A 17,074-nucleotide genomic window follows, 5' to 3' on the forward strand; every position below is an offset into this window, starting at 1 on the left:
ATGAGTCCCAGGCGCGAACTGCGGGGGAGGGCCGCGCGGCTCGCGCGGCTGCTGCCCTCGGGATCCGCGGGCGCCGGCCGGGCGGCCCGCACACCGTTCGTGCTCCTCGTCGTGCTGCTGCTCGGCGGCGGGCTGATCACGCTCCTGATGCTGAACTCGGCTCTCAACGAAGGGTCGTTCAGGCTGAACGACCTCAAGAAGCAGACGACCGACCTCACCGACGACGAGCAGGCGCTCCAGCGCGACGTCGACGCCTACGCGGCCCCCGACGCCCTGCAGCGCCGCGCCCGCGAGCTCGGCATGGTCCCCGGCGGCGACCCGGCCTTCCTCAACCCCGACGGCACGGTGCGCGGCGTCCCCGGCGCGGCCGCCGCCCCCTCCACACTGTGGCGGCCCGCGCCGCCCCCGCCCCAGATCGCGGGCCCGACTCCGAGCCCCTCGCCGACCCCGTCCGCGACCCCCAAGGCCACCCCGAATCCCACGTCCTCGCAGGTGAAACCCGCGCCCTCGACCTCCGGCAGGTGACGGAATGACCGACAGGGAGCCCCCGCGACGCCGGGTCCCAGCCCCCGCGAGGCCCGCGAGGAACGGCCGCCCCGCCGCCTCCCGGCGCCCGAACCCCGGCGCCAGGCGCCCGCGTCCCGCCCCCGTCAAGGCGCCCGCCGCCCTGCGACTCGGCAGCCCGCGCCCCCGGCTGCGCATGGTCAGCCTCGGCCTCACCCTCGTTCTCATCGCCTTCGTCGTACGCCTGCTCCAGGTGCAGGCCGTCGACGCCAGCGCGTACGCGGCCAAGGCCGAACAGCACCGGTACGTCGAGCACGTCCTCGCGGCCGAGCGCGGCGGGATCACGGACCGCAGCGGGGTCGCGCTCGCCACCAGCGTGGACGCGTACGACATCACGGCCGACCCCACGATGTTCCGGGCGGCGGACACCACGGCCGCCAAGAACTCCACGGCCCCGGTGGTGCCGCGGGACGCGCCCGAGCAGGCCGCGGCGCTCCTCGCCCCGATCCTCGGCGTGGACGCCGACGTGGTCGCGAAGAAGCTGCGGACCCCCAGGACGCGCTACGTCCTGCTGGCCCGCCGCCAGACCCCCCAGGTCTGGAAGCAGATCAAGGACCTCAAGAGCGCGCTCTCCGAGAAGGCGGACCGGGAGAAGTCGGCGAGCGTCATCGCCGGAGTCTTCGCCGACCCCAGCAGCAAGCGCGTGTACCCGAACGGCGATCTGGCCGCCGGGATACTGGGCTGGGTCAACGCCGACGGCAAGGGCGGCGGCGGTATCGAGCAGCAGCTGAACAAGGATCTGGCGGGCAAGCCCGGCGAGATCAAGTACGCCCAGTCCGGCGGCCGTCAGGTGCCCACGGCCGGCAGCAACGAGCAGCCCGCCGTGCCCGGTTCGGAGATCGAGCTCACCATCGACCGCGACATCCAGTGGGCCGCGCAGAAGGCCATCACCGACCAGGTGAAGAAGTCCGGGGCGGACCGCGGCTACGTGATGGTGCAGGACACCAGGACCGGCGAGGTCCTGGCGATGGCCAACGCGCCCGGCTTCGACCCCAACGACCTCTCGCAGGCCAACTCCACCGCCATGGGCAACGCCGCGCTCCAGGACGCGTACGAGCCCGGCTCCACCGCGAAGGTCATGTCGATGGCCGCCGTCCTGGAGGAGAACGCGGCCACCCCCGACACGCATGTCACGGTGCCCAACCGGCTGCACCGCGGCGACCGGCTCTTCCAGGACGACATCGACCACCCCACCTGGCATCTCACGCTGAACGGCGTGCTCGCCAAGTCCAGCAACATCGGCACCATCCTGGCGGCGGGCCAGCTCGGCAAGACCCAGCCCCAGGCCAACCAGGTGCTCTCGTCGTACCTGCGCAAGTTCGGCATCGGCCGCCCCACCGGGCTCGACTTCCCGGGCGAGACCCCGGGCATCCTGGCCCCCGCCGACAAGTGGTCGACCTCGCAGCAGTACACGATCCCTTTCGGCCAGGGTTTCTCCATCAACGCGATGCAGGCCGCCTCCGTCTACTCGACCATCGCCAACGGCGGCGTACGCGTGGAGCCCACCCTCGTACGCGGCACCAAGGGACCCGACGGCAGGTTCACCCCGGCCCCAAAGCCCCAGCAGAACCGGGTCGTCAGCGCGAAGACGGCCAAGACGGTCGCGCAGATGCTCGAGTCCGTCGTGGACGACGAGGAGGGCACCGGCGCCAAGGCGCGCATCCCCGGCTACCGCGTCGCCGGCAAGACCGGCACCGCCAACCGAGTCGATCCGGCCACCGGCAGGTATAAGGGGTACACGTCGTCGTTCGCCGGTTTCGCCCCCGCCGACAAGCCCCGCGTCACCGTCTACTGCGCGATCCAGAACGCCACCAAGGGCAGCTACTTCGGCGGCCAGATCTGCGGCCCCATCTTCAAGCAGGTCATGGAGTTCGCCCTCAAGACGCTCCAGGTGCCGCCCACCGGCGCCGAGCCCGCCCGGCTGCCCGTCAGCTACCAGCCCTGATCCGAGCCCCGAGAGTGACCAGGTACAGCCCGTGACAACGATCACCCCGGACCCCGGGAACCAGCCCGCGCCACGCCCCTCGCTTCGCTCCATGGGGGGTGAGCCCGGTACGCTCACCGCCGTGCCACACGCTGATCAGTCCCAGAACACCCAGAAGGACGTTCCCGTGACATATCCGGGACCGCCGCGACCGGTGCAGGTCACCGCGACACGACTTGCCGATCTCGCAGATCAGCTGGGCGTCCTCGCGCCCGAAGAGCCCTCGGCGTCGACGGGGAGCACCGGCATCACGCACGACTCGCGCGCCGTGCGCCCCGGTGACATCTACGCGGCCCTGCCCGGCGCCCGCTTCCACGGCGCCGACTTCGCCGCCCAGGCCGCGAGCCTCGGCGCCGTCGCCGCCCTCACCGACCCGTCGGGCGCCGAACGCGTCGCGGCGGCCGGTCTGCCGGCCCTCGTCGTGGAGAACCCGCGCGGCCGGATGGGAGAGCTGGCGGCCACGATCTACGGCCACCCCGGCCGCGATCTGCTCCAGATCGGCATCACGGGCACGTCCGGCAAGACCACGACGGCCTACCTCATCGAGGGCGGGCTGCGCACGATGCACAGCACCGGACTCATCGGCACCGTCGAGATGCGCATCGGCGACGAGCGCATCAAGTCGGAGCGCACCACCCCCGAAGCCACCGACCTCCAGGCGCTGTTCGCGGTGATGCGCGAGCGCGGTGTGGACGCGGTCGCGATGGAGGTCTCCAGCCACGCCCTCGTGCTCGGCCGGGTCGACGGCTGCGTCTTCGACGTGGCGGTCTTCAACAACCTCAGCCCGGAGCACATGGAGTTCCACTCCGACATGGAGGACTACTTCCGGGCCAAGGCGCAGCTGTTCACACGCGCACGCAGCAAACAGGGCGTCGTGAACTACGACGACGAGTACGGCCGTCGGCTCATCGACGAGTCCGAAGTGCCCGTCGTGACCTTCTCCGCGGAGGGCCACCCGGACGCCGACTGGCGCGCCGAGGACGTCGAGGTCGGCCCGTTCGACTCCACCTTCGTGGCCGTCGGCCCCAAGGGCGAGCGGATCACCGCCAAGTCCCCGCTGGCCGGGCCGTTCAACGTGGCCAACGCGCTCGCCGCGATCGTCGCGCTCGCCGTCGCGGGCATCGACCCGCAGCAGGCCGCGGACGGCGTCGCCGCCGTGCCGGGCGTCCCCGGCCGCCTGGAGCGCGTCGACGCGGGCCAGCCCTACCTCGCCGTCGTCGACTACGCGCACAAGACCGACGCCGTCGAGTCCGTGCTGCGCGCGCTGCGCAAGGTGACCGAGAACAAGCTCCACATCGTGCTCGGCTGCGGCGGCGACCGTGACACCACCAAGCGGATGCCGATGGGCGCCGCCGCCGCCCGGCTCGCCGACACCGCCGTACTGACATCGGACAACCCCCGCTCCGAGGACCCCCTCGCGATCCTCGCCACGATGCTCGCGGGCGCCGCCGAGGTGCCTGCTCACGAGCGCGCCGAGGTCCAGGTCTTCGAGGACAGGGCGGCGGCCATCGCCGCCGTGGTCGCCCGCGCGCAGCCGGGCGACACCGTCCTCGTCGCGGGCAAGGGCCACGAGCAGGGCCAGGACATCGCCGGGGTGGTGCGTCCCTTCGACGACCGCCTGGTGCTTCGCGAAGCTATCCAGCAAACCCAGGGATGAAGTTGTGATCGCCCTCTCCCTCGCCGAGATCGCTACAGCCGTCGGCGGGCAGACGTACGACATACCGGATCCGTCGGTCCGGGTGACCGGACCGGTCGTCATCGACTCCCGGAAGGTCACGGACGGCAGCCTGTTCGCCGCCTTCGCCGGCGAGCGCGTCGACGGCCACGACTACGCGGCCGCCGTGGTGGACGCCGGAGCCGCCGCCGTACTCGCCTCGCGCCCGGTCGGGGTGCCCGCCATCGTTGTCGACGATGTGCAGGCCGCCCTCGGCGCGCTGGCGCGCACCGTCGTCGAACGGCTCGGCGCCACCCTCGTCGCGCTCACCGGCTCCGCCGGCAAGACCAGTACCAAGGACCTGATCGCCCAGGTCCTGCGCCGCAAGGCGCCCACGGTCTTCACACCGGGCTCGTTCAACAACGAGATCGGCCTGCCGCTGACCGCGCTGAGCGCCACCGACGACACCCGCTACCTCGTCCTGGAGATGGGCGCGCGCGGCAAGGGCCACATCCGGTACCTCACCGGCCTGACCCCGCCGAGGATCGGCGTCGTCCTCAACGTCGGCACCGCGCACATCGGCGAGTTCGGCGGCCGCGAGCAGATCGCCGAGGCCAAGGGCGAGCTGGTCGAGAGCCTGCCGGCCGACGGCACCGCGATCCTCAACGCCGACGACCCCCTCGTCCGCGCCATGGCCTCCCGCACGAAGGCGAGGGTGCTGCTCTTCGGAGAGGCCGCCGACGCCGACGTGCGCGCCGAGAATGTCCGGCTCACGGAGAACGGACAGCCTTCCTTCAGCCTTCGCACACCCTCCGGGTGCAGCGACGTGACCTTGCGCCTGTACGGTGAGCACCACGTGTCGAACGCGCTCGCCGCGGCCGCCGTCGCCCATGACCTTGGCATGTCCGTGGAGGAGATCGCCCTCGCGCTCTCCGAGGCGGGCACACTGTCCCGCTGGCGTATGGAGGTCACCGAGCGCCCGGACGGCGTGACGGTCGTCAACGACGCCTACAACGCGAACCCCGAGTCCATGCGAGCCGCTCTGCGAGCGCTCGTAGCGATGGGCAGAGGGCGCCGTACATGGGCGGTGCTCGGTCATATGGCCGAGCTCGGGGACGAGGCGCTGGCCGAGCACGACGCGGTCGGACGGCTTGCCGTCCGGCTCAACGTCAGCAAGCTCGTGGCAGTCGGGGGCAGGGAAGCGTCCTGGCTGCAACTGGGCGCCTATAACGAGGGTTCGTGGGGTGAGGAGTCGGTGCACGTGTCCGACGCACAGGCGGCTGTCGACCTGTTGCGCAGCGAGCTGCGCCCGGGTGACGTCGTGCTCGTGAAGGCCTCCAGGTCGGTGGGCCTGGAGAGCGTCGCGCAGGCGCTGCTCGCCGTCGACGGCGACAACGTGGGCGAGGTTGCTGCCCGATGATGAAGCAGATCCTCTTCGCGGGTGTGATCGGGCTCTTCCTGACCCTGATCGGGACGCCCCTGCTGATCAAGCTCCTTGCGCGCAAGGGCTATGGCCAGTACATCCGTGACGACGGCCCGCGCGAGCACCACGCCAAGCGCGGTACTCCGACGATGGGTGGTATCGCCTTCATCCTGGCGACGTTCATCGCGTACTTCATGAGCAAGGTCATCACCGGTGCGGCGCCGACCCTGTCGGGCCTGCTGGTGCTCGGCCTGATGGGCGGTATGGGCCTGGTCGGCTTCCTCGACGACTACATCAAGATCGTCAAGCGCCGCTCGCTCGGCCTGCGGGCCAAGGCGAAGATGGCCGGACAGCTGACCGTCGGTATCGCCTTCGCGGTGCTCTCGCTCCAGTTCGCCGACAACCGCGGCAACACCCCGGCCTCCACGAAGCTCTCCTTCGTGCAGGACTTCGGCTGGACGATCGGCCCGGTCCTGTTCGTGGTCTGGGCGCTGTTCATGATCCTCGCGATGTCGAACGGCGTGAACCTCACGGACGGCCTCGACGGCCTCGCCACCGGCGCCTCCGTGATGGTCTTCGGCGCGTACACCTTCATCGGTGTCTGGCAGTTCCAGGAGTCCTGCGCCAACGCGCAGACCCTCACCAACCCCGCCGCCTGTTTCGAGGTCAGAGACCCACTCGACCTGGCGGTCGTCGCATCGGCCCTGATGGGTGCCTGCTTCGGCTTCCTGTGGTGGAACACCTCGCCCGCGAAGATCTTCATGGGTGACACCGGCTCCCTCGCGCTCGGCGGCGCCCTCGCGGGTCTGGCCATCTGCTCCCGCACGGAGTTCCTGCTCGCCCTGCTCGGCGGCCTGTTCGTCCTGATCACCATGTCCGTGGTCATCCAGGTCGGCTCCTTCCGGCTCACCGGCAAGCGCGTCTTCCGCATGGCGCCACTGCAACACCACTTCGAACTCAAGGGCTGGTCCGAAGTCCTTGTGGTGGTCCGCTTCTGGATCATCCAGGGCATGTGCGTGATCGTCGGCCTCGGCCTCTTCTACGCGGGATGGGCAGCCGACAAGTGACCACTGCGTCCGACTGGCAGAACAAGCGAGTCACCGTCGCCGGTCTCGGCGTGAGCGGCATCAGCGCCGCCCGCGCCCTGGCCGGCTTCGGCGCGTCGGTCACGGTCGTGGACGGCGGCGACAGCGAGACGCACCGCGCCAGGGCGGCCGAGCTCGCGCAGCTAGGCGTCGCGGCCCAGCTCGGGGATGCCGAGACGCTCCCCGACGGCACCGAACTCGTCGTCACGTCACCGGGCTGGAAGCCCTCGTCCCCGCTCTTCGCGGCGGCGGCCGAGGCGGGCGTGGACGTCGTCGGGGACGTGGAGATCGCCTGGCGCCTGCGCGGCCCCGGCGCCGCCCCCTGGCTCGCCATCACGGGCACCAACGGCAAGACCACCACCACGCAGATGCTCGCGTCGATCCTGGAGGCGGCGGGCCTGCGCACGGCGGCCGTCGGCAACATCGGTACGCCGATCATCGACGTCGTACTCGAAGGCGACGACGCGTACGACGTGTTCGCCGTCGAGCTCTCCTCGTACCAGCTGCACTGGGCGCCCTCGCTGCGCGCCCACTCCGCGGCGGTCCTCAACCTCGCGCCCGACCACCTCGACTGGCACGGCTCCATGGAGGCGTACGCCGCCGACAAGGGCCGTATCTACGAAGGCAATCAGGTCGCCTGCGTCTACAACGTCGATGCCACCGACAAGCCGTCGACCGAGGACCTGGTCCGTGAGGCCGACGTCGAGGAGGGCTGCCGCGCGATCGGCTTCACCCTCGGCGCGCCCGGCCCCTCCCAACTGGGCGTCGTGGACGGCATCCTGGTCGACCGGGCCTTCGTCGACAACCGGCACAAGAACGCCCAGGAGCTCGCCGAGGTCGCGGACGTCAACCCGCCCGCCCCGCACAACATCGCCAACGCCCTCGCGGCCGCCGCCCTCGGGCGCGCCTTCGGCGTCGAGCCCGCCGCCGTGCGCGACGGACTGCGCGCCTTCACACCCGACGCGCACCGCATCGCGCACGTCGCCGACGTCGACGCAGTCGCGTACGTCGACGACTCCAAGGCGACCAACACCCATGCCGCGGAAGCCTCCTTGGCCGCCTACGAGTCGATCGTGTGGATCGCCGGCGGGCTCGCCAAGGGCGCGTCCTTCGACGAGCTCGTCACCAAGTCGGCGAAGCGACTTCGCGGGGTCGTCCTGTTCGGCCAGGACCGCGCGCTGATCCGGGAAGCCCTCGCGCGACACGCCCCTGAAGTCCCGGTGGTCGACCTCGACCGGACCGACACTGGTGCGATGTCGCAGGCGGTCCGGGAGGCCGCGCGGCTCGCCCGGCCGGGGGACACCGTGCTGATGGCCCCGGCCTGTGCGTCGATGGACATGTTCACCAACTACAACAAGCGTGGCGACGCGTTCGCGGAAGCGGTCCGCGAACTCGGCTCCACGAGCGTCTGACGGGGGCCTTCGGGTGCCCGGTGACGCCGGGCACCCTCGGGAGGGGATCGTGGCAGCGTCATCGTCGTACAGCGGTGGGGTGCTCTGATGCCCGGCAGCAGCGCGCGGGCGGCCCGGCGGCCCCCGGCGGCGCGTCCCCCGAAGAAACCGGCCAGGGCGGCCCGCGTCAGCCCCGTACGACGCCTCTACACCCAGGCCCGCCGCGCCTGGGACCGCCCTCTCACCGCGTACTACCTCATCCTCGGCTCCAGCCTCCTGATCACCGTGCTCGGCCTGGTGATGGTCTACTCGGCCTCGATGATCACGGCGCTGCAGAACGGGCTGCCCAGTTCGTACTACTTCCGCAAGCAGTTCCTCGCGGCGGCGATCGGCGCGGCCCTCCTGTTCGCGGCCATGCGGATGCCGGTGAAGCTGCACCGCGCGCTGGCCTACCCGCTGCTCGCCGGCAGTGTCTTCCTGATGGTCCTCGTGCAGGTGCCGGGGATAGGAGTCTCCATCGGGGGCAACCAGAACTGGATCTCGCTGGGCGGCCCCTTCATGCTCCAGCCCAGCGAGTTCGGGAAACTGGCCCTCGTCCTGTGGGGCGCCGACCTCATGGCACGCAAGCACGACAAGCGGCTGCTGTCCCAGTGGAAACACATGCTGGTGCCGCTCGTCCCGGTGGCCTTCCTGCTGCTCGGACTGATCATGCTCGGCGGCGACATGGGCACGGCGATCCTGCTCACCGCCATCCTCTTCGGACTGCTCTGGCTGGCCGGGGCGCCCACCCGCCTGTTCGTCGGCGTGCTCTCCGTCGCGGCCGCCATCGGCGCCTTCCTCATCAAGACCAGCCCCAACCGCATGGCACGCCTGTCCTGCCTCGGCTCCACCGACGCGGGCCCCGACGACATCTGCTGGCAGGGACTGCACGGCATCTACGCCCTCGCCTCGGGCGGATTCTTCGGATCCGGACTCGGGGCGAGTGTGGAAAAATGGGGCCAACTCCCCGAAGCGCACACCGACTTCATCTTCGCTGTCACCGGTGAGGAACTGGGCCTTGCGGGGACGCTGTCGGTGCTCGCCCTGTACGCGGCTCTAGGCTATGCGGGTATCCGCGTGGCCGGACGCACGGAGGACCCCTTCGTGAGGTACGCCGCGGGTGGCGTGACCACCTGGATCACGGCCCAGGCCGTGGTCAACCTCGGTGCGGTGCTCGGTCTCCTGCCGATCGCCGGTGTCCCGCTCCCGCTGTTCTCGTACGGGGGGTCAGCGTTGCTGCCGACCATGTTCGCCGTAGGACTCCTGATCGCGTTCGCGCGGGACGAGCCCGCGGCGCGGGCGGCCCTGGCCATGCGGCAGCCTCGGATGAGATGGAACACGATGCGACGGCGCGCCACGGCGCGTACGTCCGGAGAGCGGTGAATTTCGGTGCATGTCGTACTCGCCGGCGGGGGGACCGCCGGCCACATCGAGCCCGCGCTCGCCCTCGCGGACGCCCTGCGCAGGCAGGACCCGACCGTGGGCATCACGGCCCTCGGTACGGAGAAGGGGCTCGAGACGCGGCTCGTACCCGAGCGCGGATACGAACTCGCGCTGATCCCCGCCGTACCGCTGCCGCGCAAGCCAACCCCTGAACTGATCACCGTCCCGGGCCGGCTGCGCGGCACCATCAAGGCGGCCGAGCAGATCCTGGAGCGCACCAAGGCGGACTGCGTCGTCGGCTTCGGCGGCTATGTCGCCCTGCCCGGCTACCTCGCGGCCAAGCGCCTCGGTGTGCCGATCGTCGTCCACGAGGCCAACGCCCGCCCCGGACTCGCCAACAAGATCGGTTCGCGCTACGCCGCGGGCGTCGCGGTCTCCACGCCCGACAGCAAGCTGCGCGGCGCCCGTTACGTGGGCATCCCGCTGCGCCGCACCATCGCCACGCTCGACCGGGCGCGCGTACGGCCCGAGGCGCGCGCCGCCTTCGGCCTCGACCCGAACCTTCCGACGCTGCTCGTCTCCGGCGGTTCCCAGGGCGCGCGCCGCCTCAACGAGGTCGTCCAGCGGGTCGCTCCGCTGCTCCAGCAGTCCGGCATCCAGATCCTGCACGTCGTCGGCCCCAAGAACGAACTGCCGCACGTCCAGCAGATGCCGGGGATGCCCCCGTACATCCCGGTACCGTACGTAGACCGGATGGACCTCGCGTACGCCGCGGCCGACATGATGCTCTGCCGCGCGGGCGCGATGACCGTCGCCGAACTCTCCGCCGTCGGGCTCCCCGCCGCCTACGTCCCGCTGCCCATCGGCAACGGTGAACAGCGGCTCAACGCCCAGCCGGTGGTCAAGGCCGGCGGCGGACTGCTGGTCGACGACGCGGAGCTGACGCCTGAGTGGATCATGGGCAACGTCCTGCCCGTGCTCGGCGACCCGCACCGGCTGTACGAGATGTCCCGCGCCGCCTCCGAGTTCGGCCGCCGGGACGCCGACGAGCTGCTCGTCGGCATGGTGCGTGAGGCGATCGCCTCACGCCACCGCCAATAACACACCGGCGAGTGAGGCGAAGGGGCGTTCCGGTGTCGAGAGGTCGAGCGCGCGGAGGTCCGAAGGGCTGAGCGCGCTCGGGCCATCGGCACCGGCACGCCCCCGAGGTGAACCGAGCCAGGACAGGGAGTGCGCGTGGCCGGACCGACGACCGCAGACCGCGGTGAGCGGCACAAGCCGAAGTCCGGCCCGCCCCGGCCTCCGCGTGGCGGTCGCCCGCGCCTGCCGCGCCCGCGCGTCCTGATCGTGACCGGCGTCGCGCTCCTGCTCGGCGCCGCCACCATCTGGATCCTGTACGGCTCTCAGTGGCTGAGGGTGGAGCGCGTCACGACCTCGGGGACCGGAGTTCTGACGCCCGCTCAAGTGCGCGCGGCCGCCGCCGTTCCGGTCGGCGCCCCGCTGATTTCCGTCGACACGGGCGACATTGAGGACCGTCTTCGCCGGAAATTGCCCAGGATCGACTCGGTCGAGGTCGTGCGTTCCTGGCCGCACGGAATCGGATTGAAAGTGACCGAACGCGAGCCGGTCCTGATTGTCGAAAACGGCGCAAACGGTAAAAACGGCGAAAATCGCGAAGGTGGTTCCAACGTGGGCAAGTTCGTCGAAATTGACGCCAAGGGTGTCCGTTTCGCGACTGTGCAGAAGGCTCCCCGTGGCGTTCCCCGACTGGAATTGACGCCGGATCAGGCGGGCGCCGCCGCAAGCCTTCGGCGCTTCGGCCCCGACAGTCTGGTGCGTGAGGCGGTTCGCGTCGCGGGCGATCTGCCCCCGGCCGTGGCCCGTGACACCCGTGCGGTCAAGGTCCGTTCGTACGACGATGTGTCCCTGGAGCTGAGCGGTGGGCGCACCGTCGCATGGGGAAGTGGTGAGAAGGGCGACACCAAGGCGACCACCCTCACCGCCCTCATGAAAGCCGCCCCGAAGGCGCGGCACTTCGACGTAAGTGTCCCCACTGCCCCTGCGTCATCGGGGAGTTGACGCACATCAGCGCAGGCCAGCACCCTGGTTGGGCACTGCTACGCCTGATCACATAGGGTGAAAAGAAAAACGGGAGGTTCGGCGTGTTCGTTGAACGTGCGCCACTTGTCGACTTAGTGTCCTGTTCGGAAGAGTCCAGGGAACAGACACACTGGTAACCCTAAACTTCAGCGTTAGGGTTCGGGTCGGCAGACAAGTAGTCCGGGCCGCCCCAATTCGGCATCAGTCGTCGCAACGTACCAATGCGAGGCGGCGACACGTAACTCGAGGCGAGAGGCCTTCGACGTGGCAGCACCGCAGAACTACCTCGCAGTCATCAAAGTCATCGGTGTCGGCGGCGGTGGTGTCAATGCCATCAACCGGATGATCGAGGTCGGTCTCAAGGGCGTCGAGTTCATCGCCATCAACACCGACGCGCAAGCCCTGTTGATGAGCGACGCGGACGTCAAGCTCGACGTCGGCCGTGAACTCACCCGCGGACTCGGCGCCGGAGCCAATCCGGCCGTCGGACGCAAGGCGGCCGAGGATCACCGCGAGGAGATCGAGGAGGTCCTCAAGGGGGCCGACATGGTCTTCGTCACCGCCGGCGAAGGCGGTGGCACCGGCACTGGCGGCGCACCTGTCGTCGCCAACATCGCACGCTCGCTGGGCGCCCTGACGATCGGTGTGGTCACCCGGCCGTTCACCTTCGAGGGCCGGCGCCGCGCGAACCAGGCGGAGGACGGCATCGCCGAGCTCCGCGAAGAGGTCGACACCCTCATCGTCATCCCCAACGACCGTCTCCTGTCCATCTCGGACCGGCAGGTCTCCGTCCTCGACGCCTTCAAGTCGGCCGACCAGGTCCTCCTGTCCGGTGTCCAGGGCATCACCGACCTGATCACCACGCCCGGCCTGATCAACCTCGACTTCGCCGACGTCAAGTCGGTCATGTCCGAGGCCGGTTCGGCCCTCATGGGCATCGGCTCGGCCCGCGGCGACGACCGCGCGGTGGCCGCCGCGGAGATGGCGATCTCCTCGCCGCTCCTCGAGGCCTCCATCGACGGCGCACGCGGCGTGCTGCTCTCCATCTCCGGCGGCTCCGACCTCGGTCTCTTCGAGATCAACGAGGCGGCGCAGCTGGTCAGTGAGGCCGCGCACCCCGAGGCCAACATCATCTTCGGTGCCGTCATCGACGACGCCCTGGGTGACGAGGTGCGGGTCACCGTCATCGCGGCCGGTTTCGACGGCGGACAGCCGCCGTCCAAGCGGGACAACGTGATCGGCGGCGCGTCCGCCAAGCGCGAGGAGCCGGCGCCGCGAGCCACCGAGGCCCGCCCGTCCTTCGGCAGCCTCGGCAGCGTCACCCCGCGCGACGAACCGAAGGTTCCGGAGCCCGTCGAGGCGACCCCGGCGAACGAGATGCAGTCCGCCCCGGTCGCCCCGCCGCAGGTTCCGCCGGCCCGCCCCTACCAGGACAGCCAGGCCGAAGAGCTGGACGTGCCGGACTTCCTGAAGTGACCGGCACAAGTGCACCTGCAGAAGTGACCTCCTGAAGTGATAGGACAGCGCGACCACGTGAGCGGCGCCCACTTCGCCTTCACCAACCGGTGGGGCGGGGTGAGCGCCGCTCCGTACGAGGAGCTCAACCTCGGCGGCGCGGTCGGTGACGACCCGGCCGCCGTCCACGCCAACCGCAGCAGCGCGGCACAGTCGCTCGGCCTCGACCCGGCGCACGTGGTCTGGATGAACCAGGTGCACGGCCCGGACGTCGCAGTGGTCGACGGACCCTGGGGTCCGGCCGCCGACATCCCGTCCGTCGACGCGATCGTCACCGCACGGCGCGGACTCGCTCTCGCGGTGCTCACCGCGGACTGCACACCGGTCCTGCTCGCCGATCCCGTCGCGGGAGTCGCCGCCGCCGCTCACGCCGGACGCCCCGGCATGGTCGCCGGAGTCGTCCCCGCAGCGGTCGAGGCGATGGTGGGGCTCGGCGCCGAAGCCGCCCGCATCGTGGCCCGCACCGGCCCGGCCGTCTGCGGGAAGTGCTACGAAGTCCCGGACGGGATGCGCGCCGAGGTGGCCGCCGTGGAACCCGCGGCGTACGCCGAAACCAGCTGGGGCACCCCTGCCGTCGATGTGACCGCCGGAGTGCATGCCCAGTTGGAGCGGCTCGGGGTGCGTGACCGGCAGCAGTCGCCGGTGTGCACCCTGGAGTCGCACGACCACTTCTCGTACCGCCGCGACCGCACCACCGGTCGGCTCGCTGGCTATGTCTGGCTGGACTGATGGGACATGACGGACCGTAAGGCTCAACTCGCAGCAAATCTGGCACAGGTGGAGGAACGCATCGCTTCGGCGTGCGCCGCCGCAGGCCGTGAGCGCGAGGAAGTGACCCTGATCGTGGTCACCAAGACGTACCCCGCGAGCGATGTGCGGATCTTGTCGGAACTCGGTGTGCGCGATGTCGCCGAGAACCGCGACCAGGACGCGGCACCCAAGGCTGCGGAATGTGCGGATCTGCCGCTCCGGTGGCACTTTGTCGGGCAGCTGCAGACCAACAAGGTTCGCTCCGTGGTCGGTTACGCCGACGTCGTGCAGTCCGTCGACCGGTCGAAGCTCGTCACGTCACTGTCGTCGGCGGCCGTGCGCGCGGAGCGTGAACTCGGCTGCCTGATCCAGGTCGCGCTCGACGCCGGGGAGAACGGGCGGGGTGAGCGCGGCGGCGTAGGGCCGGGCGGAATTGAGGAGTTGGCCGCAATTGTGGCGGACTCTCCCGGTTTGCGCCTCGACGGTCTCATGACGGTCGCACCGCTCACCGGTCCGTACGCGGACCGCCAACAGGCGGCGTTCGAGCGGCTGATGGATTTGTCGACTGACCTGCGCCGGGCTCATCCGGCTGCGAACATGGTGTCAGCAGGGATGAGTGCGGACCTCGAACAGGCCGTGGCGGCCGGAGCGACACATGTGCGCGTCGGTACGGCGGTACTCGGAGTCCGACCCAGGCTCGGGTAACGTCGCCAAGAAGTCGGACCACAGCAGAAAATATGGTCATTCTCGCTGATGGGCGGGGAGATCGCGTGGATCGCAGGCACTTTGGTTGACGTCAGCCGATCCACCACAGAGCGGAGGACTCAGAGCAATGGCCGGCGCGATGCGCAAGATGGCGGTCTACCTCGGCCTCGTGGAGGACGATGGGTACGACGGCCGGGGGTTCGACCCCGACGACGACTTCGAGCCTGAGCTGGACCCCGAACCCGAGCGGGACCGCAGGCGCCACGAATCGTCGCATCAGTCGCACAACACTCATCAGCCACATCAGTCCCAACGGGACGAATCGGTACGAGTGGTGCAGCCTCCCGCCCAGCGCGAACCGGTTCCGCTGCCCGCGGAATCCGGACGTCCGGCGCGAATCGCCCCCGTGGCATCCATCACACCTGAACGCCAGAGCCTGGAGAAGAACGCACCGGTGATCATGCCCAAGGTTGTGTCCGAGCGGGAGCCCTACCGCATCACGACGCTGCACCCCCGGACGTACAACGAGGCCCGTACCATCGGGGAACACTTCCGTGAGGGCACTCCGGTGATCATGAATCTGACGGAGATGGACGACACCGATGCGAAGCGACTTGTCGACTTTGCCGCCGGTCTCGTCTTCGGTCTGCACGGCAGCATTGAGCGGGTGACGCAGAAGGTGTTCCTGTTGTCGCCTGCTAACGTCGATGTCACGGCAGAGGACAAGGCCCGCATCGCAGAGGGCGGGTTCTTCAACCAGAGCTGAGACGCAGCACCGGTGAAGTGCCGGTGCAGCAACTAGCCACGAGGCACGAGACACAGGGGAGAGGGAACCGCGGACATGAGCGTGGTTTTGGATGTTGTCTACATCGCGCTGATGTGTTTCCTCATCGTGCTGATCTTCCGGCTGGTCATGGACTACGTCTTCCAGTTCGCCCGCTCGTGGCAACCCGGCAAGGCGATGGTGGTGCTACTTGAGGCCACCTACACTGTCACTGATCCACCGCTCAAGCTTCTGCGGCGGTTCATTCCGCCGCTGCGTCTCGGGGGCGTGGCGCTCGACCTGTCCTTCTTCGTACTGATGATCATCGTCTACATCCTGATCTCCGTCGTGAGCCGGCTGTGAACGATACGGTCTTGCCGAATGCCGACGACTACGTTGAGGTGAAGAGATGCCGTTGACCCCCGAGGACGTGCGGAACAAGCAGTTCACGACCGTCCGCCTCCGAGAAGGCTATGACGAGGACGAGGTCGATGCCTTCCTCGATGAGGTCGAAGGCGAACTGACTCGCCTTCTCCGAGAGAACGAGGACCTGCGCGCGAAGCTCGCCGCAGCCACCCGCGCCGCTGCGCAGAACCAGCAGCAGGGCGGGATGCGCAAGCCTCCGGAACCGCAGGACCAGCGTGGTCCCGGTGCGCCGGTGCCCGCCGCAATATCGGGTCCGCAGCCGGTGCAGCCGCAGCAGCAGATGGGTGGCCCCATGGGCGGCCCGCCCCAGCTGCCCAGCGGTGCGCCGCAGCTGCCCGCAGGCCCCGGTGGACATGGTCCGCAGGGTCCTGGTCCGCAGGGTCCCGGCCCGATGGGTCAGGGTCCGATGGGCCAGGGTCCGATGGGCCAGGGTCACCCGGGCCAGAACCAGCTCGGTCAGGGTCCGATGGGCCAGGGCCAGATGCAGCAGCAGATGGGCGGCCCGATGGGCGGTCCCATGGGTGGCCCCATGGGCGGTCACGGTCCGCAGATGCCGCAGCCCGGTCAGGGCCCTGGTGGCGACAGCGCCGCTCGTGTCCTCTCCCTTGCGCAGCAGACGGCCGACCAGGCGATCGCGGAGGCCCGTTCCGAGGCCAACAAGATCGTCGGCGAGGCCCGCAGCCGCGCCGAGGGGCTCGAGCGTGACGCCCGTGCCAAGGCCGACGCCCTGGAGCGGGACGCGCAGGAGAAGCACCGCGTCGCGATGGGCTCCCTCGAGTCCGCCCGCGCCACGCTGGAGCGCAAGGTCGAGGACCTGCGTGGATTCGAGCGCGAGTACCGCACGCGTCTGAAGTCCTACCTCGAGTCGCAGCTGCGTCAGCTGGAGACCCAGGCCGACGACTCGCTGGCTCCCCCGCGGACGCCGGCGACCGCGTCGCTGCCGCCGTCGCCCGCGCCTTCCATGGCGTCGGCCGGTGCGGGTGCCCCGTCCTACGGTGGCAACCAGACCATGGGCGGCAACCAGCCTCAGGCCGGTCCGTCCTACGGCGGCCAGCAGCAGATGTCGCCCGCGATGACCCAGCCGATGGCGCCGGTGCGGCCCCAGGGTCCCGCGCCGATGCAGCAGGCTCCGTCGCCGATGCGCGGTTTCCTCATCGACGAGGACGACAACTGACGGGCGTGACCACGCCTTAGGCGTCGGCAGCGTTCAAGGGCCGGGCCCCCGGATTTCCGGGGGCCCGGCCCTTTGCCGTGGTCGGGGTGCAGAAGTCGCCGTGGGTCAGAGGCGGATA

Annotated in this window: 15 protein-coding genes; all 15 read left to right on the plus strand. The window is 70.0% G+C overall.

Features of this window, described 5'->3' with window-relative positions:
- The 15 genes from OG758_RS34030 to OG758_RS34100 all read left to right on the plus strand — a co-directional run bounded on the left by OG758_RS34030 (window position 1) and on the right by OG758_RS34100 (window position 16,956).
- The gene (locus OG758_RS34030; RefSeq protein WP_326713417.1) at window positions 1-525 is read left to right on the plus strand and encodes a hypothetical protein; all 525 of its coding nucleotides are present in this window, start codon (window positions 1-3) and stop codon (window positions 523-525) included.
- A 4-nt stretch (window positions 526-529) separates the two neighbouring features.
- Window positions 530-2,509, plus strand: a complete 1,980-nt coding sequence (locus OG758_RS34035; protein ID WP_326713418.1) for a peptidoglycan D,D-transpeptidase FtsI family protein — start codon at window positions 530-532, stop codon at window positions 2,507-2,509.
- A gap of 31 nt (window positions 2,510-2,540) precedes the next feature.
- Window positions 2,541-4,205 carry a UDP-N-acetylmuramoyl-L-alanyl-D-glutamate--2,6-diaminopimelate ligase gene (locus OG758_RS34040; protein WP_326713419.1) on the plus strand — a complete coding sequence of 555 codons (1,665 nt, stop codon included), beginning with the start codon at window positions 2,541-2,543 and terminating at the stop codon, window positions 4,203-4,205.
- A gap of 4 nt (window positions 4,206-4,209) precedes the next feature.
- On the plus strand, window positions 4,210-5,622 hold the full coding sequence (locus tag OG758_RS34045; protein WP_326713420.1) for a UDP-N-acetylmuramoyl-tripeptide--D-alanyl-D-alanine ligase: 1,413 nt from the start codon (window positions 4,210-4,212) through the stop codon (window positions 5,620-5,622).
- Entirely contained in the window at window positions 5,619-6,692 is a 1,074-nt protein-coding gene (mraY, locus tag OG758_RS34050) for a phospho-N-acetylmuramoyl-pentapeptide-transferase (protein ID WP_266565220.1), read from the plus strand. Before OG758_RS34045 ends, mraY begins: the two co-directional genes overlap by 4 nt.
- Window positions 6,674-8,122 carry a UDP-N-acetylmuramoyl-L-alanine--D-glutamate ligase gene (gene murD, locus OG758_RS34055; protein WP_326713421.1) on the plus strand — a complete coding sequence of 483 codons (1,449 nt, stop codon included), beginning with the start codon at window positions 6,674-6,676 and terminating at the stop codon, window positions 8,120-8,122. Before mraY ends, murD begins: the two co-directional genes overlap by 19 nt.
- A gap of 87 nt (window positions 8,123-8,209) precedes the next feature.
- Complete coding sequence (gene ftsW / locus OG758_RS34060) at window positions 8,210-9,523, plus strand: putative lipid II flippase FtsW (RefSeq protein WP_326713422.1); 1,314 nt, start codon at window positions 8,210-8,212, stop codon at window positions 9,521-9,523.
- A 6-nt stretch (window positions 9,524-9,529) separates the two neighbouring features.
- Window positions 9,530-10,624: an undecaprenyldiphospho-muramoylpentapeptide beta-N-acetylglucosaminyltransferase gene (gene murG / locus OG758_RS34065; RefSeq protein ID WP_266565226.1), complete on the plus strand. Its 1,095-nt coding sequence runs from the start codon at window positions 9,530-9,532 to the stop codon at window positions 10,622-10,624.
- A gap of 135 nt (window positions 10,625-10,759) precedes the next feature.
- Complete coding sequence (locus tag OG758_RS34070; protein ID WP_326713423.1) at window positions 10,760-11,602, plus strand: cell division protein FtsQ/DivIB; 843 nt, start codon at window positions 10,760-10,762, stop codon at window positions 11,600-11,602.
- A gap of 285 nt (window positions 11,603-11,887) precedes the next feature.
- Window positions 11,888-13,099, plus strand: a complete 1,212-nt coding sequence (gene ftsZ, locus OG758_RS34075; protein ID WP_326713424.1) for a cell division protein FtsZ — start codon at window positions 11,888-11,890, stop codon at window positions 13,097-13,099.
- A 36-nt stretch (window positions 13,100-13,135) separates the two neighbouring features.
- Window positions 13,136-13,867 carry a peptidoglycan editing factor PgeF gene (pgeF, locus tag OG758_RS34080; RefSeq protein WP_326713425.1) on the plus strand — a complete coding sequence of 244 codons (732 nt, stop codon included), beginning with the start codon at window positions 13,136-13,138 and terminating at the stop codon, window positions 13,865-13,867.
- A 6-nt stretch (window positions 13,868-13,873) separates the two neighbouring features.
- A complete protein-coding gene (locus OG758_RS34085) occupies window positions 13,874-14,593 on the plus strand; it encodes a YggS family pyridoxal phosphate-dependent enzyme (RefSeq protein WP_326713426.1) in 720 nt (239 codons plus the stop codon).
- Between the two features lie 127 nt (window positions 14,594-14,720).
- Window positions 14,721-15,359, plus strand: a complete 639-nt coding sequence (locus tag OG758_RS34090; RefSeq protein ID WP_116502586.1) for a cell division protein SepF — start codon at window positions 14,721-14,723, stop codon at window positions 15,357-15,359.
- 75 nt (window positions 15,360-15,434) lie between these two features.
- Entirely contained in the window at window positions 15,435-15,719 is a 285-nt protein-coding gene (locus OG758_RS34095) for a YggT family protein (protein ID WP_326713427.1), read from the plus strand.
- Window positions 15,720-15,765: 46 nt separating this feature from the next.
- Complete coding sequence (locus OG758_RS34100; protein ID WP_326713428.1) at window positions 15,766-16,956, plus strand: DivIVA domain-containing protein; 1,191 nt, start codon at window positions 15,766-15,768, stop codon at window positions 16,954-16,956.
- The last annotated feature ends 118 nt before the right edge of the window (window positions 16,957-17,074 follow it).

The organism is Streptomyces sp. NBC_01474, assembly GCF_035918215.1.
GTDB lineage: Bacteria > Actinomycetota > Actinomycetes > Streptomycetales > Streptomycetaceae > Streptomyces > Streptomyces aureus.

What these genes read in the sequence shown, in the direction of transcription:
- OG758_RS34030 (WP_326713417.1), top strand. Translation starts at nt 1, where the DNA reads ATGAGTCCCAGGCGCGAACTGCGGGGGAGGGCCGCGCGGCTCGCGCGG.
- OG758_RS34035 (WP_326713418.1), top strand. Translation starts at nt 530, where the DNA reads ATGACCGACAGGGAGCCCCCGCGACGCCGGGTCCCAGCCCCCGCGAGG.
- mraY (WP_266565220.1), top strand. Translation starts at nt 5,619, where the DNA reads ATGATGAAGCAGATCCTCTTCGCGGGTGTGATCGGGCTCTTCCTGACC.
- murD (WP_326713421.1), top strand. Translation starts at nt 6,674, where the DNA reads ATGGGCAGCCGACAAGTGACCACTGCGTCCGACTGGCAGAACAAGCGA.
- ftsW (WP_326713422.1), top strand. Translation starts at nt 8,210, where the DNA reads ATGCCCGGCAGCAGCGCGCGGGCGGCCCGGCGGCCCCCGGCGGCGCGT.
- OG758_RS34085 (WP_326713426.1), top strand. Translation starts at nt 13,874, where the DNA reads ATGACGGACCGTAAGGCTCAACTCGCAGCAAATCTGGCACAGGTGGAG.
- OG758_RS34090 (WP_116502586.1), top strand. Translation starts at nt 14,721, where the DNA reads ATGGCCGGCGCGATGCGCAAGATGGCGGTCTACCTCGGCCTCGTGGAG.
- OG758_RS34095 (WP_326713427.1), top strand. Translation starts at nt 15,435, where the DNA reads ATGAGCGTGGTTTTGGATGTTGTCTACATCGCGCTGATGTGTTTCCTC.
- OG758_RS34100 (WP_326713428.1), top strand. Translation starts at nt 15,766, where the DNA reads ATGCCGTTGACCCCCGAGGACGTGCGGAACAAGCAGTTCACGACCGTC.